Below are 23864 nucleotides of genomic sequence, written 5' to 3'. Positions count from 1 at the left end.
CACGTCCACTCCTCTGCGTGATCGACCCGATACCCGGGGAGTGGTGTCCGCCTCGCGCCGATGCCCCGTACACAGGAAACTTGACGGCGCGATATATGGGTACGGGAACGGAACCGGAGCTATCGGAGGGGGACATCGATGCGGGACGGCCACCGGGCGGAAGCGGAGCGGCTGTTGGTGCGTGCCGTCGAGGAGGAGGTGCGGCGTTCCGGTGGGCGGTCGGACCCGGGGATCCTGCTGGCGCGCGGGCAGGCAGCGCTGGACGGTATGGCGGCGCATGCGCAGGAGGAGTACGCCGCGTACGAGCAGGCGCTGGCGGAGACGGAGGAGGGGCAGCAGCCTCTGACACAGCGGTTCAGCCGGCAGAACCTGTCGACTCCCGCGCTGGTGACCGCCGTTGCGGCAGCCGCGGCGATCGGCGCGGATGTCGCGCTGGGCACGGCGACGGGTACGGCGCTGGGCGCCGGGGTGATCGTCGCCGCCGCCGGGGCCGTGACCACCGTCGCCAAGGTGACCGCCTCGCACTGGCCGGCGGCCCACCGCAGGGCGGGGGCGCTGGGGCAGCCGGGTGGAGCGGAGCAGCTGAGGCTTCAGTGGCTGACCGCGCTGGAGGTACGGGGCATCCGTCCGTTCCTGGACCAGCAGCGGATGCTGGCGGCCTCCGCGCGGCCGGCGAAGAGGGCCTCGGCGACGCCGCAGCTGCGCGGGGCGGACCGCAGTGCGGCGGCGCGGCGCAGATCGGTGCTGGAGCAGTCGTTCTCCCATCTGCCCGAGCCCGAGGGTCCGTTCGCGGGCCGCCGTGAGCAGCTGGCGCAGATCGCGCAGTGGGTGCATGCGGCGCGGGCATCGACCGAGACCCGGCCGACGGTGGTGGTGCTGCACGGCGAGCCGGGGGCGGGGCGGACCACGCTGGCGGTGCGGGCGGCGCACCATCTGAAGGACCAGTTCCGGGGTGCGTGCGTGGTGGATCTGCGCGGGGACGGCGATCAGCCGCTCTCTACGCGCGATGCGCTGTTGCACCTGCTCAACCGGCTGGGCGCGCCGCGTGAGCAGCTTCTGTTCCGGGGGTCCGACTCAGGCTGGGGCGGGAGAAGGAGCGGGGCGAGGGCCGAGCACGGCAAGGCGCGTGAGGAGAGCGAAGCGGTACTGCGCGCGACGACCGCAATGCAGCCAGGCGACAGCCATCGGCACGCGACGCCGCCCCGGCCTGAGTCGGACCCCCAGAGGGAGCGGTCGTCGGCCGAGCAGCAGGTACGGCGGCTCGGCGAGCTGTACCACCAGCATCTGACGGGTCTGCCGGTGACCGTGGTGCTCGACGACGCGAGCGACGCGGAGCAGGTGCGGATGCTGGTGCCGGAGCGTTCGGACAGTCTGGTGCTGGTGACGGCGCGCCGGGCGATCGAGCTCGACGAGGACTTTCCGGCATGGGTGCATCAGCTGCCGGTCGAGGCACTGGACGCGGCGGGTGCGGAGGAGTTGCTGCGCCAGACGGCGCAGCAACCGTCGACCGGGCCGTACGACGCCCAATCAGTCGATGCGGTAGGGGAGTTGTGCGGCGGCCTGCCGCTGGCGCTGCGGATCGCGGGCTCGTCGCTCGGTGAGCGCAGCGCGGACCGGCTCGCGGCGGATCTGGGGGCGTACGGTCCGGTGGACCCCGTGGAGCGGGCGCTGCGGCTGCGCTACGCCGACCAGTCCGAGCAGGCGCGGCGGCTGCTGCGCCGGCTCGCGCTGGCCGGCCGGGCGTCGCTGGGTACGGCCGCCGCCGCGGCGCTGCTGGGCGCCGGGGAGCAGGAGGCCGAGCTGCTGCTGGCGGATCTGGCACGGGCCGGGCTGATCGACCATGTACGGGCGAGCCGCTACAGGCTGCACGATGCGGTGCGTACGTTCGCCCGTGCGCGGCTGACCGACGAGGAGGACACCGCCGACCGTACGGCGGCGCAGGAACGGCTGATCCGGAACTACGCGGACCTGGCCGGCGCGGTGATCCGGATGGTCGACGGGAAGATGTCGACACGGGCGGGCCAGTTCGGGGCACACGGTTTCACGTCGCTCGATGCGGCGCTGCGCTGGCTGGACGACGAGTCGAGCTTCATCACGTCGGCGCTGCGGCATGCGGAGGGCGTGGACCAGCAGGCGGTGCTGGGGCTGCTGGGTGCGCTGTGCGACTACTGCCTGCTGCGCGGGGACCTGTACCGGCTCGGTGAGATCAGCGAGTTGACACAGGCGGTGGACCAGGGGCTGCTGGAGCGTTCGGTGCGCTGGCGTACGGGTATCGCCGCCCGGCAGCTCGGTGAGCTGGACAAGGCGCGGACGACGCTGTCGTCCGTGGTGGGCCTGTACCGGGAGGCTCACCACGACGCGGGGGCGGCGCTGGCGCTGTGTTCGCTGGGGATCACGCTGCACCACCAGGGCAATCTGCGGGAGGCGGCCGCGAAGCTGAACGAGGCGATCGAGCTGCAGTCCTCGGACGAGCAGGCGGAGGACCGCGCCTGGTCGCTGCATGCGCTCGCCGCGGTGGAACGGGACCGGGCCAACCTCGCGGAGGCGCTGGAGCTGCTGGCGACGGCGCTGGAGCTGCACCGGGAGGGCGAGTCGCTGCACGGCGAGGCCTGGACGCACTTCCAGCTGGGCCAGGTGTGTCTGCGGATGGGCGACGTGCCGCGGGCCGAGTCGGAGCTGCGGGAGGCGCTGGACCAGTACGGCCGCACCCATGACGGCCGGGGCGAGGCGTGGGCGCTGACCCAGCTGGCGCGGGCACGGCTGGTGGACGGCGATCCCGGGGCCGCGGCCGAGGAGTTGCAGGCTGCGGCGGCGCGGCACCGGGAGAACGAGGACGCGCGGGGCGAGGCCTGGACGCTGTACTACCTGGGCCAGGCACTGGAGGAGCTGGGCGACCGCGACCAAGCGGTGCGCGAGCTGGAGCGGGCGCGGACGATGTTCTCGCGGATGCGGGACGTGTACGGGCTGGCCTGCGCCCGCCACCACTCGGGCCGCGTCACCCGCGACCAGCGCGCCGCGCAGACGGGCAACCTGCGCAACTCCGGTTTCGCGCGCCAGTTGCTGGTGGACGCGCGTGCGGACTTCGCCCGGATCGGCGTGGCCCACGGCGAGGCGTGGACCTGCCTGGAGCTGGCGCTGATCGACGCGGGCAACAACCGGGCGGCGCAGGCGCTGGCGCTCACCGCCGAGGCGACGGCGCTGTTCGTGTCGTACGAGGACCGCCGCGGCGCGGACTGGTCGCGTTTCCTGCGCTGCACGCTGCTTCCGTACGCGTCCCCGGGAGGCACCGAGGTGGGCACGGTGGTGGCGCAGGAGGAGCTGGCCGAGCTGATGGCGTCCGCGCATCCGTCGCGGGACGGCAAGCTCGAGGACTGCGCGGAGGCGCTGGCGGTGGTGCTGGAGCGCGGTGTGCGCCTGGAGGACGGCTGGCAGGCATGGCAGCTGGGCCTGGTCCCGAGCCGGCACGCTCGCGAGGTGATGGGGGTGCCGGTCGAGGCGAAGGCGTAGACCGGCCGGGTCGGGGGCTCCGCCCCCGACCCTGCTTCCCGGACGCCGGAGAGGAGAGCCTCAGGCGCTCCGAGGCGTTCGAGCAGACACCGCAGTGGACACGGACGGCCGGAACCGGCCCTCGGAGTGCCGGGAGGAACGGGCCGACGGCGCCGGGCGCAGCTCACGCAGAGGCACACGGGCCGGCACGGCCCGACCACCTGGCGGGCATGCCGCGGCCCCAAGGGTGGCCCGCCGCAGCGGAGCCCGCCCTGGGGCCGGAGTCACACCTGTCAGGCCGAGGCCCGGCCCGTCGTGTCCTTGTCCCCGACGGGCGCCGGGTCCTGCGGCGCCTCCTCGAAGTTGACGCGGCCCATGTGGCGGTTCATCGACTTCATCAGCAGCCAGACGCCCACGGCCAGTGCCGCGAAGACGAGGAAGCCCAGGACGCCCGGGGTGACCTTGTTCTTGTCCAGCTCCGCGGCGAGGGTGGCCGCGTGGGTCATGGCGAGGTTTGCGCTTGCGCTCATGTCAGGCATTGTCGCGGATGCCCGCGAAGAGGTCGTCCTCGGGGAGGGAGGTATCGACGAGCGAGGTGGCCAGCTCGTACTCCTCCGTCGGCCAGACCTCCTTCTGGATGTCCATCGGCACCCGGAACCAGCCGCCGTCCGGATCGATCTGGGTCGCGTGCGCGATCAGGGCCTTGTCGCGGATCTCGAAGAAGTCGCCGCACGGCACGTACGTGGTCAGCGTCCGTTCGGCGCGCTGGAACTCCTTCCAGCGCTCGAGCCACTCGCCGTACGGGGACTCCATGCCGCGCGCCAGCAGTGCCTCGTGCAGGGCGACCGTGCGCGGGCGGTTGAAGCCCTGGTTGTAGTAGAGCTTCTGCGGCTGGTACGCGGGGCCGAACTCCGACTCCGGGAACTTCTCGGCGTCGGCCGCGCCCTCGAAGGCCACCATCGTGATCTTGTGGGTCATGATGTGGTCGGGGTGCGGGTAGCCGCCGTTCTCGTCGTAGGTCGTGATGACCTGGGGACGGAACGCACGGATCTTGCGCACCAGCTCGCCGGCGGCCTTGTCGATGTCCTCCAGCGCGAAGCAGCCCTCGGGCAGCGGCGGCAGCGGGTCGCCCTCCGGCAGGCCGGAGTCGACGAAGCCGAGCCACTCCTGCTTGACGCCGAGGATCTCGCGCGCCTCGTCCATCTCTTTCTTGCGGACCTCGTGGATGTGCTCCTCGATATAGGGGTCACCCTGGAGCCTGGGGTTGAGGATGGAGCCGCGCTCGCCTCCCGTGCAGGTCACGACCAGCACGTCCACCCCCTCGGACACATACTTGGCCATGGTCGCCGCACCCTTGCTCGACTCGTCGTCGGGGTGGGCGTGCACGGCCATCAGTCGCAGCTGCTCGGTCAAGACTCGATCCTCAATCGAAGTGGCGTACGGACGGCTTCTATAGTGACCGAATCGGGGGACGGAAAATTCCCTGCCCCGTCTCGAGAGGAACGATCATGGCGGCTGTCCGCGAGGACCTTCCGCAGGGGCGCTACGGCCGCTCCGCGGACGAGCGCGCCGACCGCACGCTGAAGGCCGCCGGCGCCGTGCTCGGCGTCCTGCTGCTCGGGGTGGTCGGCTGGTTCGGCTACGACTACATCGCGGGCCAGAAGATCAGCGCCGAAGTGATCAAGTTCGATGTCGCGACCGACCGCGAGGTCCAGGTGCACCTGGAGATGCGCAAGGCGGCGGACGCCACCGGTACCTGCACCGTCCGCTCTCTCGCCGAGGACGGCAGCGAGGTCGGCCGTCTGGACGTGCGCGTCGATCAGCGGGGCGAGACCCGGATCGACGCGGTCGTGAAGGTCCGTACGACGCAGCGGGCGACCAGCGCCGAGCTGGTGGCCTGCACCGCCGGCTGACGCTTCACTCTCCTGACCCAGGAGTCAGGTCGCTGACCTGCATGGACGCAATCCTGATGGGTTATGTCCTCCCCCTTCCGCCCCGAAATTGTTAGGCTCGTGGTTTCGCCCGCCCAATGAGGCACATCCTTTTGGGTAGGGCGTTGCTTTGTATTCCCAGTACCTACGAGGAGCAGCTGTGACCCAGACCAGCGACAACGCCACCTGGCTCACCCAGGAGGCGTACAACCAGCTCAAGGCCGAGCTGGAGTACCTGTCTGGTCCCGCGCGCACCGAGATCGCGAAGAAGATCGAGGCAGCGCGCGAGGAGGGCGACCTGCGGGAGAACGGCGGGTACCACGCGGCCAAGGAGGAGCAGGGCAAGCAGGAGCTCCGAGTGCGCCAGCTGACCCAGCTCCTGGACAACGCCAAGGTCGGCGAGGCCCCGGCGGACGACGGCATCGTCGAGCCCGGCATGGTCGTGACGATCGCCTTCGACGGCGACGAGGACGACACCCTGACGTTTCTGATGGCGTCGCGCGAGTACGCGAGCGCCGATATCGAGACGTACTCACCGCAGTCCCCTCTGGGCTCGGGTGTGAACGGCAAGAAGGTCGGCGACGACGCGGAATACGAGCTGCCGAACGGCAAGAAGGCCTCGGTGAAGATCCTCGCCGCGAAGCCCTACTCGGGCTGAGCGCGCCCCCATCGCATACGGCAGGGGCCGGACCGCTCGAAGCGGTCCGGCCCCTGCCGTATGTCCGGGTCGCCGTCAGGCGGCCGCCGAGCGGTACTTGCGCACCGCGAGCGTCCGGAAGAACGCGATGATCAGGACCGACCAGAGGACGGACGCGATCACGGGGTGCTGCATCGGCCAGGCGTCGGGCGTCTTGTAGCCGGGCGGCAGGTTGCCGAACAGCTCGCGGGCGGCCTGGACGGTCGCACTGAAGGGGTTCCACTCGGCGATGGTCCGCAGGACCGTCGGCATCCCGTCCGACGGCACGAACGCGTTCGAGATGAACGTCAGCGGGAAGAGCCAGATCAGCCCGCCCGAGGTGGCAGCCTCCGGAGTGCGGACGGACAGGCCGATCAGCGCGCCGATCCAGGAGAACGCGTACCCCAGCAGAAGCAGCAGGGCGAAGCCCATGAGCACACTGACCATGCTCTCGTGGGTGCGCCAGCCGATGATCAGGGCGACCACCGCGAGGACGACCAGGGTGAGCGCGGTCTGCACGAGGTCGGCGAGCGTACGGCCGGTGAGCACCGCACCGCGCGCCATCGGCAGCGAGCGGAACCGGTCGATGAGGCCCTTGTGCATGTCGTCGGCGATACCCGCGCCCGCGCCTGCCGTGGCGAAGGTGACCGTCTGCGCGAAGATGCCTGCCATCAGGTACTCGCGGTAGGTGGCGGGGTCGGTGTACCCCGCGACGGAGATCGAGCCTCCGAAGACGTAACTGAACAGCACGACGAACATGACGGGCTGGATCATCCCGAAGATGATCATCTCCGGGATCCGGGTCATCCGGATCAGATTGCGCTTGGCGACGACGAGCGAGTCGTTGACCGACTGGACGATGCCGCCACGGGGCTTGGGGGCCGCGACCTGTGCGACGTCCGTAGTGGTGCTCACTGCGCGGTCTCCTTCCTGGCCTTCTTCATGTCCTTCGGGCCGGTGGCGCCGGCCTGCTCTGCGGCGTCCTCGTCCCGCGCCTCGGCGGCATGGCCGGTGAGCGAGATGAACACGTCGTCGAGGGTGGGGCGGCGCAGCCCGATGTCGTCGATCTCCACGCCGCGGGTGTCGAGCTCGCGGATGACCTCGGCGAGCAGCTTGGCGCCGCCGATGACCGGGACGGTGAGCTTGCGGGTGTGGTCCTCGACGGCGACCTCGCCCTTGCCGAAGCCGTGCAGCACTTCGGTGGCGGGCGCGATCTGGTCGCGCTGGTGGACGACGACCTCGACGCGCTCGCCGCCCGTCTGGGCCTTGAGCTGGTCGGCGGTGCCGCGGGCGATGACCTTGCCGTGGTCGACGACGCAGATGTCGTCGGCGAGTCTGTCGGCCTCTTCGAGGTACTGGGTGGTGAGCAGCAGGGTCGTACCCCCGGCGACCAGTTCCTCGATGACTTCCCACAGCTGCTGGCGGTTGCGGGGGTCGAGGCCGGTCGTCGGCTCGTCCATGAACATCACGGGCGGCGAGACGACCAGGGCGGCCGCAAGGTCGAGCCGGCGGCGCATGCCGCCGGAGTAGGTCTTGGCGGGGCGGTCGGCGGCGTCGGCGAGGTTGAAGCGCTCGAGCAGCAGGCCCGCACGGACCTTCGCGTCGCGTGCGCTCATCTGGTAGAGCTGGCCGACCATCTGGAGGTTCTCGCGGCCGGTCAGGTACTCGTCGACCGCGGCGAACTGTCCGGACAGGCCGATGGACCGGCGCACCTCGTTCGGATGCTTGAGGACATCGATACCGGCAACGACGGCGCGGCCGCTGTCGGGCTGCAGCAGGGTGGTCAGCACGCGCACGGCAGTCGTCTTGCCGGCGCCGTTGGGGCCGAGAAGTCCAAGGACCGTGCCTTCGGGGACGTCGAGATCGACGCCGTCCAGTGCCCTTACGTCGCCGAAGGTCTTCACCAGGCCTTCGGCGTAGATGGCGCCTGGCATAAAGGGTCTCCCAGGGTGGCGGGTGGGTGGGGTTCTTCGTGGGCGGAGGAATGGCTTTGCCCGCTCGTGTCCCGCGCAGGGCAGGAGCAGGGCAGCGCTCTACGGTAACGCGATACATCGCGATACACAAGACTGTGTCGCGTCTCTTCGGTGTGCGGCGCCGCGCAATGACGGTGTCCGCTGCGCACGTCCCCCGCGGGTTCAGTCCATGACCCGGTAACCCGCCGCCCGCAGTGCCACCGCGACCTCCTCGCAGTGCTCAGGGCCCTTCGTCTCCAGCTGCAGCTCCACCTCCGCCTCCGTGAGACCCAGTCGCGGATCGGTCCGCACATGGCTCACGTCCAGGACGTTAGCGTCAGCCACTGACAACGCACCCAGCAGAGCGGCCAGAGCGCCTGGCCGGTCCGTCAGGCGCAGCCGCAACGACAGATAGCGCCCGGCGGCCGCCATACCGTGCCGGAGGATGCGCTGCATCAGCAGCGGATCCACGTTGCCACCGGACAGCAGGGCCACCACCGGACCCGCGAAAGCCTTCGGCTCGCTCAGCAGCGCGGCCACCGTGCTCGCCCCGGCCGGCTCGACGACAAGCTTGGCCCGCTCGAGACAGAGCAGCAGTGCGCTGGAGAGCGCGTCCTCGGAGACGGTACGGACGCCATCGACAAGATCGCCAATGATTTTGAACGGCACATCGCCCGGGCGCCCCACCTTGATGCCGTCCGCCATCGTCGTCGGCGCGTCGATCGAGACCGGATGCCCGGCCGCCAGCGACGGCGGATACGCGGCGGCGCCCTCCGCCTGCACCCCGATCACCTTCACATCGGGACGCACCGACTTCACCGCGACGGCGATCCCCGCCAGCAGCCCGCCCCCGCCGACGCCCACGAGGATCGTCCGCACCTCCGGGCACTGCTCCAGGATCTCCAGGCCGACCGTGCCCTGGCCCGCGACGATGTCCGGGTGGTCGAAGGGATGGATGAACACCGCGCCCGTCTCGTGCGCGTAGTCCTCGGCCGCGGCCAGCGTGTCCTCGATCCCCTGGCCCTGCAGCCGCACATCGGCGCCGTACTCCCGGGTCGCGGCCACCTTCGGCAACGGGGCACCGACCGGCATGAAGACGGTGGAGCGCACCCCGAGAAGCGAGGACGCCAGCGCCACACCCTGCGCGTGGTTCCCGGCGGACGCGGCGACGACACCGGCCGCCCGCTCCTCCGGGCGCAGCCCCGAGATCCGTACGTACGCACCGCGCAGCTTGAACGAACCCGTGCGCTGAAGGTTCTCGCATTTGAGGTGCACAGGGGCGCCGACCAGCTGTGACAGATGCCTGCTGCCCTCCATCGCCGTCATTCGCGCGACCCCGGCCAGCATCTTCTGAGCACCTCGGACGTCGTCCAGAATGACGGACCGCAAGGAGCCAGGCGTACTGAAGCTCATGACACCAAGTCTCGCAGCTCACCGCGGGCCCGCCCGCCCGGATCCCGGCTTCTTCACGGGTTTGTGCAGCGCCCGTACGCGGCGCCTTTCGGCCGCGTACTCTGTCCCCCACCAACCGACCACCGCACGAGAGAGCCCCCGTAGCCATGCCCACTTCTCAGGACATGACGACTGATTTCGGCCCCGGCCTCCTCGATGCCCTCCAGCACCAGGTCGCCGTGTTCGCCCGCCGAGCCGAACAGACGCGACTCGGCGGCGTCGGCCAGGTCCGCAACTCGATGGACCGAGCCGCGTATCTGCTGCTCAACCGGCTCGACCACGAAGGCCCGATGGGCGTCAAGGCACTTGCCGCGGGGATGGGCATCGACTCCTCGACCGTTACCCGCCAGGTTGCACCGCTCGTCGACACCGGCCTGGTCAAACGCACCTCGCACCCGGAGGACGGCCGAGCGGTCGTGCTCCAGCTCTCCCCGCGCGGCCAGGCACGCCTCGAGGAGGTCCGCTCCTCACGACGCGAGCTGATGGCCCAGGTGACGGAGGGCTGGACCGAGAGCGAGCGTGAGTCCTTCTGCACCCTGCTCACCCGCTTCAACATGGCGCTCTCCGCCCGCCAGGCCGGTCTGCCGGCCACGGAGACGGAGACCCTGCCGACCTCTTGACCCGGGCATCCTTTCTGGCCCTATATGAGGATGTGAGCGAGCGGCATTCAGCCATGGATCGCCGCCGCGCCCAGGAGTTCGAGGCCTTCGTCGCGGGCGCGGCCGGCAGGCTTCTGCACGCCGCGACACTTCTGACGGCCGAGCAGCCGGGCGCCAACCCGCACGCACGGCGTCTGCTGACCGGCGCGCTGGCCCGCACGTACGCGGACTGGGACCGGCTGCGCGGCGAGGACCCGTACGACCGCACCCGCCAGGAACTCGCCGCCCGCTTCGCCCGCAGCGCCTGGCGCTGGAGCAAGGTGCGCGGCGGCATGCTCGGCCGCCTCACCCCGCAGGAACGTCTCATCCTGGTGCTTCGCCTGTACGAAGGGGTGGCCGAGGAGCAGACGGCCGCACTGATCGGGCTGCCGGTGGAGCGGGTCCGGGCAATCTGCGCCCGTGCGATCGGGATCATGCGCAGCGCCCCGCCGGCGCCGCCGCTGCCGCGTGTGGAGGCGGCGTCATGAGCAGTTCGGACCGCAGGGAGGACGAGATCCGGCGGATGCTGGACGTGCGGCACACCGCGGTCCCGCCCGATCTGCTGCAGCACGCCACCGAGCGGGGCAACCGGCTGCTGCGCCGTCATCGCGCGCTGCGCCGGGCGGGCTGGCTGCTGCTGGTCCTGGCCGTGATCGCGTTCCTGATGTGGGCGTCGGTGGCCGAGCCCTGGGTCGTACCGCCGTCGAAGACGACGCCGCCCCTGGAAGGCTGGTAGCGGGCGGACGCCCCTGGCGGGCCGGTAGCGGCCGCCCGAGCGGGCCTGTCGCCCTCGTTGTCCGGACTTATCCTGGTGGTGAGCGGCCTACTTCCCGACCCCAGGAGGTGCCCATGACCAGGAAAGTCGCCGACTGCCGCAATCACCCGAGTGTCTCGGGCTGCACTCTCACCATCAGCGGTGAGGAAGAGGAAGTGGCACGGGCGGCCGCCGAGCACGCGATCTCCGTCCACGGCCACACCGACGGACCGGAGCTGCGGCAGATGATCCGCGAGTCCCTCGAGGACGAGAAGGTGGATGCCTGAGCCGGAGGGCATGCCCGGGTCCGTGGGGGTCACCTGCCGACCGGTGCCCCCCACGGACCTGTTCGTGACCTGCTAGCCCAGCGCCTGCTTGAGGTCCGCCAGCAGGTCGTCGACCGCCTCGATACCGACCGAGAGCCGGACCAGATCGCCCGGCACCTCCAGCGCCGAGCCCACCACGGACGCGTGCGTCATCCGGCCCGGGTGCTCGATCAGCGACTCCACACCACCCAGCGACTCGCCCAGCGTGAACAGCCGGGTGCGGTTGCAGACCTCGACCGCCGCCGCCTCGCCGCCTTCCACCTGGAACGAGACCATGCCGCCGAACGCCTTCATCTGCTTCGCGGCGACCTCGTGACCCGGGTGCTCGGGCAGCCCCGGGTACAGCACCTTGGTGACCTTCGGATGCTCGGTGAGCATCTCGGCGACCCGTGTCGCGTTCTCGCTGTGCCGGTCCATCCGGACGGGCAGCGTCTTGATGCCGCGCAGCACCAGCCAGGCGTCGAACGGCCCGGCGACGGCGCCCATCGCGTTCTGGTGGTACGCCAACTCCTCGCCCAGCGCGTCGTCGTTGGCGATCAGCGCACCGCCGACCACGTCCGAGTGCCCGCCCATGTACTTGGTGAGCGAGTGCACCACGACATCCGCGCCGAGCGCGATCGGCTGCTGGAGATAAGGGCTGGCGAAGGTGTTGTCGACGACCAGCTTCGCGCCCGCCGTACGGGCCACGTCCGCGACCGCCGCGATGTCGGTGATACCGAGCAGCGGGTTGGACGGCGTCTCGACCCAGATCACCTTCGTTCGGTCGGTGACCGCGGCGCGCACCGCCGCCGGGTCGGAGGTGTCGGCCACCGACCACTCCACGCCCCAGCGCGAGACGACCTTGGCGAAGAGCCGGAACGTTCCGCCGTAGGCGTCGTTGGGGATCACCACATGGTCGCCGGGCACCAGCAGCGTACGCAGCAGGCAGTCCTCGGCGGCGAGACCTGAGGCGAAGGCGAGGCCACGCCGGCCACCCTCGATGGCGGCGAGGTTCTCCTCCAACGCCGTACGCGTCGGGTTGGCGCTGCGGCTGTACTCGTAGCCGCCGCGCAGTCCGCCCACACCGTCCTGCTTGTAGGTGGACACCTGGTAGATGGGCGGCACGACCGCGCCGGTCAGCGGATCGGCTGTGTTGCCCGCATGGATGGCGCGGGTCTCGAAGCTCTGAAAGCTGTGCGGATCGCTCATGAGGTCCGAGCGTAGTCCCGCGCAGTCCCGCCCGCGGTACGGGGAGTGGCCAATACAGTGCACCGGAGCAGTGGACCGGAACAGGGCGGGGGACGTGCGTGGTCCGTCCCGATCGGCGTCCGGGACAATGGGGTCATGGAGATTCTCTGGTTCCTGCTCGCGATGTGCATGCTGGTGGCGGTCCTCGGCCCGTTCATGCTGCGCCGCCGCGGCGGCATCCGCCTCGCCGTGCCCGGCTCGCCCGACGCCGCCGACCCGGACACGTACGGTTTCGTCCGCGAGGAGGAGCTGGACGTCCGGCTGCCCGGCCCGGACCAGGACCTCCTCGACGTACTCGACGTCGTCCAGCGCACCCAGGACTGGCGGGCCGCGTCGCAGCTGCTCGCCGGCACCCCGAAGGAGGGCGAGATGCGCTGGCAGCGCGTCCAGGCCTTCGCAGGGGCCGCGTCGCTGGAGCTGCAGCAGCAGCCCGGCGCCGGCGGGGCATGGCTGCGCGCCTGGCGCTCCGAGTCCCCGAAGGACGCGGGCGGAGCACAGGTGCACGCGGAGTTCCTCGTGCAGCAGGCCTGGCGCTCGTCGGCCGCCGGCACGGACGACTTCCGGATCATTCTCGAAGAGGCCCGCAGCGTCTGCGCCGAGGCCGCTCTGCTCGCACCCGGCGACCCCGTCCCGTACATCGTGGAGCTGGCCGTCGCCCGCGGACTGGGCTACCCCCACGAGCAGTTCGACCAGCTGTGGGCGAAGGTGATCGACCGCGCGCCGGAGCACATGGGCGCGCACCTGGCAGCCCTGCACTATCTGTGCGAGAAGTGGCACGGCTCCCGCGAGGAGGCGGACCACTTCGCCACGACCGCCGCGGCGCGGGCGCCGCACGGCTCACTGCTCGCCGCGCTGCCCCTCTTCGCGGTGTACGAGCACCTGCCCGAGGTCAACCTGGTCCGGAGCTTCTACCAGAGCGCGGTGGTCACCAAGGCGGTGGAGGGCTCGCTGTTCGCCGTGCACTCGGCCCGCCCCGACGACCCGATGCTGGCGCACGTACGCCATCTGCTGATCCTGTTCCTGGTCCGCTCCGAGCGCTGGGCCGAGGCGATGAACCAGGTGGTGCATGTCGACGGCCATGTCGGCGCACTGCCGTGGACGCACAGCGACGACCCCGCGGCGGCGTACACGATCCACCGGAACCTGGCAGTGGCGGGGTACGAGGCGAACGGCGGCAGTCCGGCGACGCTGCCGCACTGAGGGCGGTCCCCGCCCGGGTCACGGCACTGCCACGACGCCTCACGGAATGCCTGGGCGGGTCCGTACGTTCACCCCGTACGGACCCACTCGCCGAGGAGAGCCCGCATGTTCCTGAACCATCGCGTCCCTGTGCTGCCCACCCCCGACGAGGCCCTGCGCGGCCGCGAAACACCGGCCTTCGACGTCCCCTCCCGCCACACGGTCCTCGGCAACCCGCTGCTCGGGCCGTACCCCGAGGGCCTGGAGATCGCGGACTTCGGCCTCGGCTGCTTCTGGGGCGCGGAGCGCAAGTTCTGGCAGACGCCCGGTGTCTGGACCACCCTGGTCGGCTACCAGGGCGGCCACACCCCGAACCCCACGTACGACGAGACCTGCTCGGGCCTGACGGGCCACACGGAGGCGGTCCGGGTCGTCTTCGATCCGCGGAAGGTGTCGTACGGGACCCTGCTCAAGCTGTTCTGGGAGTCCCACAACCCCACGCAGGGCTTCCGCCAGGGCAACGACGTCGGCACGCAGTACCGCTCGGCGATCTACACCCACTCACCGTCGCAGGCGGCGGCCGCGGCGGCGTCGAGGGAGGCGTACCAGAAGGTCCTGACGGGCTCCGGGTTCGGCACGATCACGACGGAGCTGCTGCCTGCGGAGGGCCGCCCGTTCTATCCGGCCGAGGCGTATCACCAGCAGTACCTCGACAAGAACCCTGCGGGTTACTGCGGCATCGGCGGGACGGGGGTCACGCTGAGCACCCCGTTCGAGACCAACTGGGGTGCCTCGTGCCCGACGGGGATCGCGCCTGCTGAGGACTGATCCCGAAGGGGCCGTCAGCCCCGGCAGGACCGGTCCCGGTCGTCAAGGAAGCGCCGGACACGTAGACGCTGTGTCCGGCGCTGGCCTCCTGGCCACGTATCACCACCCATGCCCTCGACATGGAGCCCGCCATGACCACAGCGCGTGACCTGTTCATCGTCACCCTGGACGCCGCGTCCGGCCGTCCCGTCGAGCAGGGGGACCTGTCGCTCGCCCTCGCGGGAGCAGAGCTGGTCGACCTCATCGACGCCCAGGAGCTCACACTGGACGGCGACCGCATCGTGCCCGGCCCGCCGTCGGCAGGAGGTGACCCGCTGTTGCACGATGCAGCGTCGTCACTCGTCCGGCAGGCGCCGTACGAGTCCGTCGAGGAGTGGCTGTGGCGCCGTGGCCGTGGCCTGTCCTCGGCCTATCTCGCCGCCCTGGAGACGGAAGGACAGGTCACTCGGCAACGCCACCGCTGGATTCCCGTCCGGACCGACCGAACGGCACTGGCCGACTCACCGGATCGTCGCCACGCAGCCGACCGCTGGACGTCGGGCGAACCCGTCCTCGCCGCCCTCGCGGCAGCCACGGGAATCCAGGAGCCGGCCGAAGACCCTCAGCATCTCTCCGACGACACCACTGTGACCGTACTGGCTGCCGTCAACGACGCTGTGATGGAACTGGAAGCGGTACGGCAACGGCGCAGCATCGAAGAGTCGGCCTTCGACAACATCTGGCGAGGCGAGTGACGAGGCCGGCGGGGAACAAGGCTACGAGCGGGGCTTGACGTTCCGGAGGGCCCCGGAGGTGGTGTCCGGGGGCGCGCCCCTCGGAGCCGGTCGCCTACGGCGTGGGATCGCCGCTTCCGTACGGCCTCGTCAGGATCTCCATGTTGTGGCCGTTCGGGTCGTCGAAGTAGGCGCCGCGCCCGCCGTCGTTGTGGTTGATCTCGCCAGGGCGGCTGTGGGAGGGGTCCGCCCAGTACGTGAGGCCCGCTGCCTCGATGCGGGCGAATATCGCGTCGAAATCGGTCTCGGAGACCAGGAACGCGTAGTGCTGGGGCGGGATGTCGGCCTCGCCGGCCTCGACGTAGTCGAGGGTGACGCCGTTGTGCGTCTCGACCGGCAGGAACGGGCCGAACGGCCGGCCCGTCTCCAGCCCCAGCACGTCGGCGAGGAACCGGGCCGACGCCCGCTTGTCGTGCGCTGCGACGATCGTGTGGTTCAGCTCGACGGACATCGTGCGGACCTCCTCGAATCGGCGGCGCCTGTCGTTCCACGGTAGGTCCCCCGGCGCATGGATGTCTCGTGCCCGAACGCCCGGTGTCCGGCCGCGCTTGCAGACCGCTCGCGCCGTAGTCCGGTCGCACCGTCATGGGGGCGGCTCACCCGGTCGGGACGGCTCCGGCCAGGGCGGATATGTTTCGCCCCAGGAGATCCATCGGTCTCCGGTGGTTCGGTCACGGCCCGGCCCGAGCGGTGGCCGGCTTCCCGTCGCCGACGATTCCGGGCAGGAGATGCCGTGAGCGCGATCCGGTCGTGCCGTCCGCTGAGGTGCAGTGCCTGGCCCGTGTCGCTGGCGCTCAATCTCACCGTCGGATTCGCGCTGAACCTTCCTCTGATGGTGCTGTGGCAGGTGCTCGTCGGCCGGTTCGAGAGGTCGCCGGAGGTCTCCGGGCCGGTGGAGGCGGCTCTGTCCTGGCTGCTCGTGTCCGTTCCGCTGGTGCTCGTCTTCGCCGGGACCAACTACGCCGTCCTGCGGCTGACCCGGGTACCGGCGCGGCCGTACTGGGCGGTCAGTGCGCTTGCCCTGTGCGTTCCGAGCCTGCTTCTGACGTTCTCGCCGGGCTTCGCGGAGCTGTCCGTCCTGCCCTGACGACGGCTCACGAGTCCGCGCAACGGCCCACGCGGTGCGCCGAGTCCGGCCCACTAGGGTGTGCGCCGTGGGGATCAGCGAGTACATCGGCACCGTACGCACGGACGACGACGAGCGGGACGCATCACCTCGGTGGCGCGTCCCGCTCGTCGTGACCGGTGTCGTCGTGCCGCTGTACGTGCTGTGGGCCGTGGTCCTCGCGACCGGCGGCGGCGATCTGGCGGCCCAGCTGGCGTGGGCCGGGTTCATGGAGCGGCATCCGGGCTCGGCGTACAACCTGTCCTGGTACGGCGGGATGCACATCGCCAACTACAGCGTGCTGACGCCGCCCTTGATGGCCTTCTTCGGTGTGCGCGCGGTGTCGGTGGCCGCGGGGCTCGCCGGGACGTGGGTGCTGGCCTGCCTGTTCGTGCGGTGTGACGTCCGCCGCCCGCTGTGGCCGGCCCTGGCGGGGGCGCTCGCGCTGTGGTGCAACATCGCCTCCGGGCGCACCACCTTCGCGCTGGGCGTTGCGATCGGGCTGCTCGCGGTGCGGTACGTCGGCACGACCGCCGTCGCGGCGCTCTGCGTCGCGCTCGCGGCCCTGGCGAGTCCCGTCGCCGGACTGTTCCTGCTGGTGGCGGGTGCGGCGTACGGCCTGGACCGGCAGTGGCGCAGGGCTGCGGCGCTGGTGGTGCCGCCGGTCGTCGTGGTCGGGGCGGTGACGGTTCTGTTCCCGTTCCGAGGCGAGCAGCCGATGGCGAGCGGCAAGCTGTGGCTGCCGTTGCTGGTCTCGGCCGCGCTGGTGATCGCGGCGCCGCCGGCATGGCGCGTGGTGCGGTACGGGGCCGGGGTGTACGGGGCCGGTGTCGTCCTGACGTATCTGGTCGCGTCCCCGATCGGCACGAACGTCGAACGGCTCGCGGGCCTGGTGGGCCCGCCGGTACTGCTGGCCGCGGTGCTCGCGGGCGGGCTCGCCCGGCTCCAGCGTGCGGTGCTCGCCTGCGTGGTGGTGGTGAACTCGTACTGGCTGGCGGACAAGACGGAGGACGACCTGGCCGTCTCGAACGACGTGCCCGCGTGGGCGGCGCACACCGATGGTCTCGTGCGGGAGCTGGAACGGCTGGGGGCCGACCGTACGCGCGTCGAGGTCGTCCCGGCCCGCAACCACCGTGAGGCGACCGCGCTCGCGCCGTACGTCAACATGGCCCGTGGCTGGAACCGCCAACTGGACGTGGAGCGCGGGCGGCTCTTCTACGACGGTTCGCTGAACGCCGCGACGTACCGCGGGTGGCTGGACCGCTGGGCGGTGGGCCTGGTGGTGCTGCACCACGGCCGGCCGGACGGGCCGGCCGAGGCCGAGGCGGCGATCGTACGGAGCGAGCCGGAGTGGCTGGAGCGGGTGTGGCGCGACGACGACTGGACGGTGTACCGCGTCCGTGACGCGGTCCCTCTCGTGTCGCCCCCCGCGACGGTGGTCCGTGGCACCGACGCCGAGCTGGTCGTCCGCGTCCCGGAGGCAGGCTCGGTGACGGTCAAGGTGGCGTACTCCCCCTGGCTGCGGGCCGAGGGCGGGTGCCTGCGCCAGGAGGGCGAGTGGACACGGCTGACGGTGCCACGGGCGGGCGAGTACCGGCTCGACTCGGCGTACCGGTGGGGGCTTTCGACCGGTGACGACTGCGGCTGAGGCGAGCTGCGGGCGAGGCGGGTGTGCGGCGGCGGGGGCGTTGTCAGTGGCGTGTGTCACGCTCGGGTCATGATTGATCACATTTCGGTGCAGGTGAGGGATCCGGCGGTCAGTGCCGCTTTCTACGACCGTCTGCTGGCCACGCTCGGCGGGAAGCGGATGATCGAGCGCAACGACGGCGAGGTGATCGGGTACGGCACCACGCATCCGACGTTCTGGATCGGGCCCGCGACGATCGATGAGGGGGAAGCGGCGCACGAGCTGCACATCGCCTTTGCCTCGGCCGACCGCGCGGGGGTGCGGGCCTTCCACGCGGCGGCCGTCGAGGCGGGGGCGGAGGTGCTGCACGAGCCACGGGTGTGGCCGGTGTACCACCCCGCGTACTACGGAGCGTTCGTCAGGGACCCGGACGGCAACAACGTGGAGGCGGTCTGCCACGTGCCCGAGTAGGCGCCGGGTTCGACGGACCGTCGCCGGACGGGTGTCAGGCCACCGACTGTGCCTCGCGCAGCAGGGCGGCGGTGCGGGCGGCGTCGTAGCCCGGGGCGACGCCGTCGACGAGGACGACGTCCCCTGCCATGTGACGGGTGCGCAGAGGGATCAACTCCTGGTAGGCGTCAGACTCGTACCAGCCACGGGCCTCCCCCAGGCCGGGGAAGCCGATGATGACGAGCGCACCCGGCCAGACTCCCTCACGGATCTCGACGGATGCGCCGTGGACGAGGAAACGGCCGCCGAAGGGGTCGAGCGTGGACTGAATGCGTTCCATGTAGTCGAAGACCTCGTCGTCCAGGTGGGCGGCGGGGTGCAGGTGGCCGACGGCGTACGCGCTCATGGTGCCCCTCCCGGGGTGCGTTCGGATCTCCTTGCGGTGCCTGGTGCGTTCGATCCTGCCGGGGACATGCGCGGCGGTCGATTACCTGCGGGGTAACCGGCCTCCCCGTTCGGCCGGACGGCCCGGCAGGATGCCGTGCCGTCCTCGTTCCGGCCTGCTGCGAACGGGTCAGTGCCGGGCCCGGTCACCTCTTCGGGGACATGCGCCGGACTTACGTTGGGCATGGCACGCGCCCCTTCGCGACCCTCCTTCTCCGCGTGCCGCCGCACCGACCGCACGGCGGAAAGAGGCATCCGGGATGACGCGCAGCTCCGAACGCCGCAGGTGGGCGGCGGCAACAGCCCAGGGCAGGCTCGCCGTGGCGGCATGCGCCGCCGCCGGGCTTCTGGCAGTGACGGCGTGCAGCGGCACCACGACGAACGCCCCGCCGGCGGCCGCCGCCCCGACGCCCTCCCCCAGCACCTCGGTCCGTGAACTCACCCCGGCTCTGTCGTCGCAGCTGGACAAGGCCGTCCAGCAGACGCTGAAGCAGGCGGGCGTGCCCGGGGTGACCGTGGGGCTGTGGCTGCCGGGCAAGGGCACCTACGTCCGCTCGTTCGGTGTGGCCGACAAGGGCACCGGTGCCGCCATGTCGGAGAACCTGCACATGCGGATCGGCAGCGAGACCAAGACGTTCACGGTGACCGGGATCCTGCGGCTGGTGGACGCGGGGCGGCTCGGTCTCGACGACCCGATCTCGAAGTACGTGGACGACGTCCCCAACGGGGACCGGATCACCCTGCGCCAGCTCGCCGAGATGCGCAGCGGACTCTTCTCGTACACCCAGGACCCGGACTTCGACAAAGCCTTCATGTCCGACCCCGACCGGAAGTTCACACCGCAGCAGCTGCTCGACTACGCCTTCAAGCACCCTCCACTGTTCGCCCCGGGGCAGAAGTTCAACTACTCCAACACGAACCTGATCCTGCTCGGCCTGGTCATCGAGGAGGTGAGCGGCCAACCGCTGGGCGACTTCCTCGAGCAGCAGGTCATCGAACCGGCGGGTCTGCGCAACACGCTCTTCCCCAAGGGGACCGAGTTCCCCGAGCCGCACGCCCAGGGCTACACGATGCAGACGCCGAACGGCGAGGTCGCGAACGCGACGAACTGGGACCCGTCCTGGGCCTGGGCCGCCGGCGCGATCATCTCCGACCTGCAGGACCTGCGGAGATGGGCGCCGATCCTCGCGAAAGGCACACTGCTCGAGCCCGCCACACAACGGCAGCGCCTGCGGATGCTGCCCACCGGCTACCCGGGGACCGCGTACGGGCTCGGCATCTTCACCACCAACGGGTGGATCGGGCACAACGGCTCGCTCCCCGGCTACGAGTCGGTGACGGTCTATCTGCCCTCGGCCAAGGCGACGTTGGTGATCCTCACCAACGCGGACTTCCTCTACAAGGGCTCCGAGAACAGCACGCTGTTCGCGAATGCCGTCACCCGCATCGTGACCCCGGACAATGTCTACGCCCTGCCGCCGTCGGCGCCGTCCGCGGCGTCGCCGTCCCCGTCCGCCTGACGCTCCGGCCGCCCGGCGCGTTCGGGTGGGAGCACGGCCTGGAAGTAGCCGACGGCCCGCTCGCGCCGGTAGCCGAGCTGCTGGTTGACCGCCAGCATCGGGCGGTTCTCGTCGGCGACGGTGGTCGCGATCTCGCGTACGTACGGGTGGGCCGAGGCGACCGCGGTGAGCATATGGCGCTTGACGGCCCGGCCGAGGCCGCGGCCGCGGTGAGCGGGCAGGACCACCGTGTCGTACTGCAGGGCCCGCACGTCCGACGGGTCGCGCAGCACCAGCTCGGTGTACGCGGCCACGGTGTCGCTGCCGCCCGCCGTGTGCACCAGCGCCGAGGAGAGGATGACGCCGCCGCGGTCCTCGATCACCTGTGCCGCGGCCCGGACCCGGTCCGCGTCCCATGCGGGGGTGGCCCGGTCCATGTCACCGCTGGGTGCGTCCTCCATGGCGTTGTGAGCCTCGGCGAACGCGGCGGCGAGCGTGTCGGGCACGACACCGGTCCAGTGGGCGTAGGTGTAGCCGTCGGGCAGCCGGGCCGGCAGGGGGTGGACGGCGAGCGCGTCGGAGATGTTCTGCACGTACCAGGCGAGTGACAGCACATCGGTGAAGCCGAGGCCGACGGCGAACGCCTCGCCCGCGCCGCCGAGTTCGATTTCGACCGTGACCGATGTGCGCCTGTGGGCGGCGAGTTCGTCGCGTACGGCGCTCCAGAGCCGCGCGCCGATGCCCTGCTTCCTTGCTCTCGGGTGCACGGCGAGCATGTCGAGGAAGGCGGTGTGCCGGTTTCTCTCGTCCAGGAACAGCACCAGGGACGCGACGCCGTCGTACGAGCCGTCGGCGGCGACGGCCACGAGGTGGACGGCCTCGGTGTTCACCGAGGGGTGCCGGAGCTTTCCCTCGGTCTGCGCCCGGCCCGGCGGGGGCACGTCGGCGGGCAGATCGTGCAGATGCGCGGCCCGGAGGACGGCGTGCCAGGCGTCGACAGTGGCGGCGGCCGGCGGGGAGGGAAGGCGGATGATCGTCATGCTGTGGACCGTACGGTCGTGCCGTCGGCCGCGCAGGGGAATTTCGCGAGGGGCACGGCGGAGCAGACGCCGGCGGCGGCACCCTGAGCCAGGGTGCCGCCGCCGGTGGGAGTGTGCGGGTGGTGGGATCAGACGGCGGAGGCGGCCTTCCACTGCGCCCAGTTCAGGTTCCAGCCGTTCAGGCCGTTGTCGGGCTTGATGGTGGTGTCCTTGGAGTTCTTGACGACCACCACGTCACCGACGATCGAGTTGTCGAAGAACCAGGCGGCGGGCTGGTTCGGGTCGCCCGCGCCCTTGACGTCGTTCAGGCCCACACAGCCGTGGCTGGTGTTGACGGAGCCGAAGACCGAGTCGGCACCCCAGTAGTTGCCGTGGATGAAGGTGCCCGACGTGGACAGCCGCATCGCGTGCGGGACGTCCTTGATGTCGTACTCGCCCTTGCCGTCGTCGTCCGTGAAGCCGACCGTCGCACCGTTCATCCGGGTCTCCTTGAACTTCTCGGAGATCACCATCTGACCGTTGTAGGTCGGGTTGTCGGGCGAACCGGCGGAGATCGGGATGGTCTTGACCGTCTTGCCGTCCTGGGTGACCGTCAGGGTCTTGGCGGCGGCGTCGACGACGGAGACCTGGTTCCGGCCGATCTTGAAGGTGACCGTCTTCTGCTGGACACCGACGACACCGGGCGCGCCCTCGACGCCGTCCAGTTCGAGCTTCAGGGTGACGGTCGAGCCGGCCTGCCAGTACTGGTCGGGGCGGAAGTCGAGGCGCTGGGGGTTGAACCAGTGGCCGACGACCTCCTGACCGCTGCTGGAGGTCACGGTGATCCCGGACTGGACGGCCTTCTTGTCGGTGATCGCCTTGTTGAAGTTGATCGAGACCGGCATGCCGACGCCGACGGTGGAGCCGTCCTCCGGCGTGAAGTTGCCGATGAAGCTGTTGGCGGGCGAGACGGTCGTGAACGACGCGTTCTCGTGGGCCTCGAGGCCCTTGGCGTCCTTCGCCACCGCGGCGATCTTGTAGGTGGTCGAGCGCTGCAGCTGCCCGTCGGGCTTCCAGCTCTTGCCGCCGGCCGCGAGGGTGCCCTGCACCGGCGTGCCGTCGGCCGTGGTCATCGTGACCTCGGTCAGCGTGCCGTCGCTGACGGTGACCTTGGCCGCGTTGTTGATGCTGGCGTTGGTCGCGCCGTTCTTGGGCGAGATCGCTATTCGGGCCTTGGAGGTGTCCTTGGCGGCCGCCTCGTCGGCCCTGGCCTGTGATGTGTCCTGGGCGCCGCCGGACTTGTCCCCGTCGTCGGAGCAGGCCGAAAGCACCAGCACGCCGCCGAGTACCGCGGAGGCGACCATCAGGCCCCGGCGTCGCTTGCTTTCCGTCATCACACGCTTCTCCATCGTTACCGATTCCCCTGACCGCTCACTTGGTAACACGCGTTCCGGGCGATCCGGTTCCACACCCGGAACGGATGTGGGGAACACCACTCACCGCCATCTCGACCCACGAGACTCCGGCACCGATTCTGATCGACGCGACGGGCGCCGCGCTGGTTGCGCCCGTTCGCGGATCGACACGGAACATGGCACGGATCCGGCCGGGCCCTGGTTCGCCTGCCCGGCGATCCGGGGCCCGAAGCCTGTCAGATTCCCGTGACGGCCTCAGCGGCCGGCATCGTCGTCGGTGCCTGCCTCATCCTCGTACTCTCCATCCTCCTCGTCCAGGTCCCATTCCTCCGCATCCGGGTCGTACTCGATCTGCTCGCTGCTCCACGACGCCTGCGCGAGCTCCACCCCGGGCACCTCGCCGACCAGGTCGAACGGGTCCACGAGATACGCGAGCGCCTCCGCCTCGTCCTCGCGGACCGTGGCACCGGCGTGCGCGCGTTCCTCGTCCGGCATGAACTCGTCGTCCGCGATCCGCTCCAGGGCCGCGCCGGTCAGGGCGCCGGGGTCCTGGATCTCCAGCACCAATTCCACATGTAGGCGCACATACTGTGATGTCTCAGAAGTAGTCACACGACGGAGAGTAGGGCTCCCGCGCTCGCGGCTTTCCTGCGACCCGCTGCTTTCACTAGCATCAGCGCACCCACCCAAGTCGAGGATGCCTCAAGGGGGATCGAGTCCGTGTCCGTCGCACGTCGACCGCTGCTCACCGCCACTGCCGCAGGGACTTTGCTCTGTGCTCTGTGGTTCGTCCCCTCGGCCAACGCCACTGCAGAGAAACACTCCGCGCGGCACTCCGGCACCGGTTCGACCGCCTCCGCCGCGGAGGTCTCCGAGGGCGTGGCGACCACGGAGAGTCAGCAGCAGCTGACGCTCGCGCAGACCGGCAGTGTCGACACCACCCCGTATGTGATCACCGGGACGGCGTGCCTGGGCATCGGGGCGGGGTTCGTGGCCTACTCGGTGCGCAGGCGCGCATCCGCCCCGGCCGCGTTCTGACGGAGCGCGAAGGGCCGCCCCCCGATGCGGCGGGGCGGCCCTTTT

26 protein-coding genes are annotated in these 23864 nt (G+C 70.7%); 15 read left to right on the top strand and 11 right to left on the bottom strand.

All coding sequences use genetic code 11. The annotated features are described in order from the left end of the window. Window positions 1-138 precede the first annotated feature (138 nt). On the top strand, window positions 139-3507 hold the full coding sequence (locus tag ABZ208_RS18240; protein WP_356910471.1) for a tetratricopeptide repeat protein: 3369 nt from the start codon (window positions 139-141) through the stop codon (window positions 3505-3507). 272 nt (window positions 3508-3779) lie between these two features. Here the strand turns inward: ABZ208_RS18240 and ABZ208_RS18235 are convergent, their stop codons facing one another. Beyond that, window positions 3780-4025, bottom strand: a complete 246-nt coding sequence (locus tag ABZ208_RS18235; protein ID WP_328397095.1) for a hypothetical protein — start codon at window positions 4023-4025, stop codon at window positions 3780-3782. After that, window positions 4018-4899 (bottom strand): mycothiol conjugate amidase Mca, encoded by an 882-nt coding sequence (mca, locus tag ABZ208_RS18230; protein WP_356910470.1) that lies wholly within the window; start codon window positions 4897-4899, stop codon window positions 4018-4020. Before mca ends, ABZ208_RS18235 begins: the two co-directional genes overlap by 8 nt. Window positions 4900-4994: 95 nt before the next feature. On the opposite strand from mca, the gene ABZ208_RS18225 reads away from it, so the two are divergent. After that, window positions 4995-5399 carry a DUF4307 domain-containing protein gene (locus ABZ208_RS18225; RefSeq protein WP_356910469.1) on the top strand — a complete coding sequence of 135 codons (405 nt, stop codon included), beginning with the start codon at window positions 4995-4997 and terminating at the stop codon, window positions 5397-5399. A gap of 178 nt (window positions 5400-5577) precedes the next feature. Then, window positions 5578-6075, top strand: coding sequence for a transcription elongation factor GreA (gene greA / locus ABZ208_RS18220; protein WP_328397101.1), 498 nt, complete (start codon window positions 5578-5580; stop codon window positions 6073-6075). 75 nt (window positions 6076-6150) lie between these two features. Here greA and ABZ208_RS18215 read toward each other — a convergent pair whose 3' ends face one another. From ABZ208_RS18215 to ilvA, 3 genes are all read right to left on the bottom strand, one after another. Next, on the bottom strand, window positions 6151-7008 hold the full coding sequence (locus ABZ208_RS18215; protein WP_356910468.1) for an ABC transporter permease: 858 nt from the start codon (window positions 7006-7008) through the stop codon (window positions 6151-6153). After that, the gene (locus ABZ208_RS18210; protein ID WP_356910467.1) at window positions 7005-8027 is read right to left on the bottom strand and encodes an ATP-binding cassette domain-containing protein; all 1023 of its coding nucleotides are present in this window, start codon (window positions 8025-8027) and stop codon (window positions 7005-7007) included. Before ABZ208_RS18210 ends, ABZ208_RS18215 begins: the two co-directional genes overlap by 4 nt. Before the next feature lie 201 nt (window positions 8028-8228). Continuing rightward, on the bottom strand, window positions 8229-9458 hold the full coding sequence (gene ilvA, locus ABZ208_RS18205) for a threonine ammonia-lyase (RefSeq protein WP_356910466.1): 1230 nt from the start codon (window positions 9456-9458) through the stop codon (window positions 8229-8231). Between the two features lie 146 nt (window positions 9459-9604). Here ilvA and ABZ208_RS18200 point away from each other — a divergent pair, with 146 nt between their 5' ends. The 4 genes from ABZ208_RS18200 (at window position 9605) to ABZ208_RS18185 (ending at window position 11176) form a co-directional block, all read left to right on the top strand. Next, complete coding sequence (locus tag ABZ208_RS18200; RefSeq protein WP_356910465.1) at window positions 9605-10117, top strand: MarR family transcriptional regulator; 513 nt, start codon at window positions 9605-9607, stop codon at window positions 10115-10117. Window positions 10118-10149: 32 nt separating this feature from the next. Then, entirely contained in the window at window positions 10150-10623 is a 474-nt protein-coding gene (locus ABZ208_RS18195; protein WP_356910464.1) for a sigma factor-like helix-turn-helix DNA-binding protein, read from the top strand. Next, window positions 10620-10871 carry a hypothetical protein gene (locus tag ABZ208_RS18190; protein ID WP_356910463.1) on the top strand — a complete coding sequence of 84 codons (252 nt, stop codon included), beginning with the start codon at window positions 10620-10622 and terminating at the stop codon, window positions 10869-10871. The genes ABZ208_RS18195 and ABZ208_RS18190 overlap by 4 nt, the downstream gene beginning before the upstream one ends. Before the next feature lie 113 nt (window positions 10872-10984). Next, the gene (locus ABZ208_RS18185) at window positions 10985-11176 is read left to right on the top strand and encodes a DUF1059 domain-containing protein (RefSeq protein ID WP_356910462.1); all 192 of its coding nucleotides are present in this window, start codon (window positions 10985-10987) and stop codon (window positions 11174-11176) included. A gap of 72 nt (window positions 11177-11248) precedes the next feature. On the opposite strand, the gene ABZ208_RS18180 is transcribed toward ABZ208_RS18185, so the two are convergent. Further along, complete coding sequence (locus ABZ208_RS18180; RefSeq protein ID WP_356910461.1) at window positions 11249-12403, bottom strand: cystathionine gamma-synthase; 1155 nt, start codon at window positions 12401-12403, stop codon at window positions 11249-11251. Window positions 12404-12538: 135 nt separating this feature from the next. On the opposite strand from ABZ208_RS18180, the gene ABZ208_RS18175 reads away from it, so the two are divergent. The 3 genes from ABZ208_RS18175 (at window position 12539) to ABZ208_RS18165 (ending at window position 15183) form a co-directional block, all read left to right on the top strand. Further along, a complete protein-coding gene (locus ABZ208_RS18175; RefSeq protein WP_356910460.1) occupies window positions 12539-13642 on the top strand; it encodes a hypothetical protein in 1104 nt (367 codons plus the stop codon). A gap of 105 nt (window positions 13643-13747) precedes the next feature. Further along, window positions 13748-14449, top strand: coding sequence for a peptide-methionine (S)-S-oxide reductase MsrA (msrA, locus tag ABZ208_RS18170; protein ID WP_356910459.1), 702 nt, complete (start codon window positions 13748-13750; stop codon window positions 14447-14449). A 131-nt stretch (window positions 14450-14580) separates the two neighbouring features. Beyond that, the gene (locus ABZ208_RS18165; protein WP_356910458.1) at window positions 14581-15183 is read left to right on the top strand and encodes a GPP34 family phosphoprotein; all 603 of its coding nucleotides are present in this window, start codon (window positions 14581-14583) and stop codon (window positions 15181-15183) included. Between the two features lie 94 nt (window positions 15184-15277). Here ABZ208_RS18165 and ABZ208_RS18160 read toward each other — a convergent pair whose 3' ends face one another. Next, window positions 15278-15673 carry a VOC family protein gene (locus ABZ208_RS18160; RefSeq protein ID WP_356910457.1) on the bottom strand — a complete coding sequence of 132 codons (396 nt, stop codon included), beginning with the start codon at window positions 15671-15673 and terminating at the stop codon, window positions 15278-15280. Between the two features lie 282 nt (window positions 15674-15955). Here ABZ208_RS18160 and ABZ208_RS18155 point away from each other — a divergent pair, with 282 nt between their 5' ends. From ABZ208_RS18155 to ABZ208_RS18145, 3 genes are all read left to right on the top strand, one after another. Then, window positions 15956-16309 carry a hypothetical protein gene (locus tag ABZ208_RS18155; RefSeq protein WP_356910456.1) on the top strand — a complete coding sequence of 118 codons (354 nt, stop codon included), beginning with the start codon at window positions 15956-15958 and terminating at the stop codon, window positions 16307-16309. An 85-nt stretch (window positions 16310-16394) separates the two neighbouring features. Next, window positions 16395-17975: a hypothetical protein gene (locus tag ABZ208_RS18150; RefSeq protein WP_356910537.1), complete on the top strand. Its 1581-nt coding sequence runs from the start codon at window positions 16395-16397 to the stop codon at window positions 17973-17975. Window positions 17976-18044: 69 nt separating this feature from the next. Beyond that, entirely contained in the window at window positions 18045-18425 is a 381-nt protein-coding gene (locus ABZ208_RS18145; protein ID WP_356910455.1) for a VOC family protein, read from the top strand. A 34-nt stretch (window positions 18426-18459) separates the two neighbouring features. On the opposite strand, the gene ABZ208_RS18140 is transcribed toward ABZ208_RS18145, so the two are convergent. Further along, the gene (locus ABZ208_RS18140) at window positions 18460-18810 is read right to left on the bottom strand and encodes a DUF1330 domain-containing protein (protein ID WP_356910454.1); all 351 of its coding nucleotides are present in this window, start codon (window positions 18808-18810) and stop codon (window positions 18460-18462) included. Window positions 18811-19108: 298 nt separating this feature from the next. On the opposite strand from ABZ208_RS18140, the gene ABZ208_RS18135 reads away from it, so the two are divergent. Beyond that, window positions 19109-20368, top strand: coding sequence for a serine hydrolase domain-containing protein (locus tag ABZ208_RS18135; RefSeq protein ID WP_356910453.1), 1260 nt, complete (start codon window positions 19109-19111; stop codon window positions 20366-20368). Here ABZ208_RS18135 and ABZ208_RS18130 read toward each other — a convergent pair. From ABZ208_RS18130 to ABZ208_RS18120, 3 genes are all read right to left on the bottom strand, one after another. Further along, window positions 20314-21387, bottom strand: a complete 1074-nt coding sequence (locus ABZ208_RS18130) for a GNAT family N-acetyltransferase (RefSeq protein ID WP_356910452.1) — start codon at window positions 21385-21387, stop codon at window positions 20314-20316. The two genes, ABZ208_RS18135 and ABZ208_RS18130, sit on opposite strands and share 55 nt — an antisense overlap. 128 nt (window positions 21388-21515) lie before the next feature. Then, window positions 21516-22775, bottom strand: a complete 1260-nt coding sequence (locus ABZ208_RS18125; protein WP_356910451.1) for an Ig-like domain-containing protein — start codon at window positions 22773-22775, stop codon at window positions 21516-21518. A gap of 261 nt (window positions 22776-23036) precedes the next feature. After that, window positions 23037-23393 (bottom strand): hypothetical protein, encoded by a 357-nt coding sequence (locus tag ABZ208_RS18120; RefSeq protein ID WP_328397140.1) that lies wholly within the window; start codon window positions 23391-23393, stop codon window positions 23037-23039. A gap of 108 nt (window positions 23394-23501) precedes the next feature. Between ABZ208_RS18120 and ABZ208_RS18115 the strand changes: the two genes are divergently transcribed. Further along, window positions 23502-23819 (top strand): hypothetical protein, encoded by a 318-nt coding sequence (locus ABZ208_RS18115; RefSeq protein WP_356910450.1) that lies wholly within the window; start codon window positions 23502-23504, stop codon window positions 23817-23819. Window positions 23820-23864 lie beyond the last annotated feature (45 nt).

This window comes from Streptomyces sp. NPDC006208 (assembly GCF_040613775.1).
Lineage (GTDB): Bacteria > Actinomycetota > Actinomycetes > Streptomycetales > Streptomycetaceae > Streptomyces.
This window is presented reverse-complemented; position numbering and strand designations above follow the sequence as displayed.

Coding starts and splice junctions, on each gene's coding strand:
- ABZ208_RS18240 (WP_356910471.1), top strand. CDS start 139: ATGCGGGACGGCCACCGGGCGGAAGCGGAGCGGCTGTTGGTGCGTGCC.
- ABZ208_RS18235 (WP_328397095.1), bottom strand. CDS start 4,025: ATGCCTGACATGAGCGCAAGCGCAAACCTCGCCATGACCCACGCGGCC.
- ABZ208_RS18225 (WP_356910469.1), top strand. CDS start 4,995: ATGGCGGCTGTCCGCGAGGACCTTCCGCAGGGGCGCTACGGCCGCTCC.
- ABZ208_RS18210 (WP_356910467.1), bottom strand. CDS start 8,027: ATGCCAGGCGCCATCTACGCCGAAGGCCTGGTGAAGACCTTCGGCGAC.
- ilvA (WP_356910466.1), bottom strand. CDS start 9,458: ATGAGCTTCAGTACGCCTGGCTCCTTGCGGTCCGTCATTCTGGACGAC.
- ABZ208_RS18200 (WP_356910465.1), top strand. CDS start 9,605: ATGCCCACTTCTCAGGACATGACGACTGATTTCGGCCCCGGCCTCCTC.
- ABZ208_RS18190 (WP_356910463.1), top strand. CDS start 10,620: ATGAGCAGTTCGGACCGCAGGGAGGACGAGATCCGGCGGATGCTGGAC.
- ABZ208_RS18185 (WP_356910462.1), top strand. CDS start 10,985: ATGACCAGGAAAGTCGCCGACTGCCGCAATCACCCGAGTGTCTCGGGC.
- ABZ208_RS18180 (WP_356910461.1), bottom strand. CDS start 12,403: ATGAGCGATCCGCACAGCTTTCAGAGCTTCGAGACCCGCGCCATCCAT.
- ABZ208_RS18175 (WP_356910460.1), top strand. CDS start 12,539: ATGGAGATTCTCTGGTTCCTGCTCGCGATGTGCATGCTGGTGGCGGTC.
- msrA (WP_356910459.1), top strand. CDS start 13,748: ATGTTCCTGAACCATCGCGTCCCTGTGCTGCCCACCCCCGACGAGGCC.
- ABZ208_RS18165 (WP_356910458.1), top strand. CDS start 14,581: ATGACCACAGCGCGTGACCTGTTCATCGTCACCCTGGACGCCGCGTCC.
- ABZ208_RS18160 (WP_356910457.1), bottom strand. CDS start 15,673: ATGTCCGTCGAGCTGAACCACACGATCGTCGCAGCGCACGACAAGCGG.
- ABZ208_RS18145 (WP_356910455.1), top strand. CDS start 18,045: ATGATTGATCACATTTCGGTGCAGGTGAGGGATCCGGCGGTCAGTGCC.
- ABZ208_RS18140 (WP_356910454.1), bottom strand. CDS start 18,810: ATGAGCGCGTACGCCGTCGGCCACCTGCACCCCGCCGCCCACCTGGAC.
- ABZ208_RS18135 (WP_356910453.1), top strand. CDS start 19,109: ATGACGCGCAGCTCCGAACGCCGCAGGTGGGCGGCGGCAACAGCCCAG.
- ABZ208_RS18130 (WP_356910452.1), bottom strand. CDS start 21,387: ATGACGATCATCCGCCTTCCCTCCCCGCCGGCCGCCGCCACTGTCGAC.
- ABZ208_RS18125 (WP_356910451.1), bottom strand. CDS start 22,775: ATGGAGAAGCGTGTGATGACGGAAAGCAAGCGACGCCGGGGCCTGATG.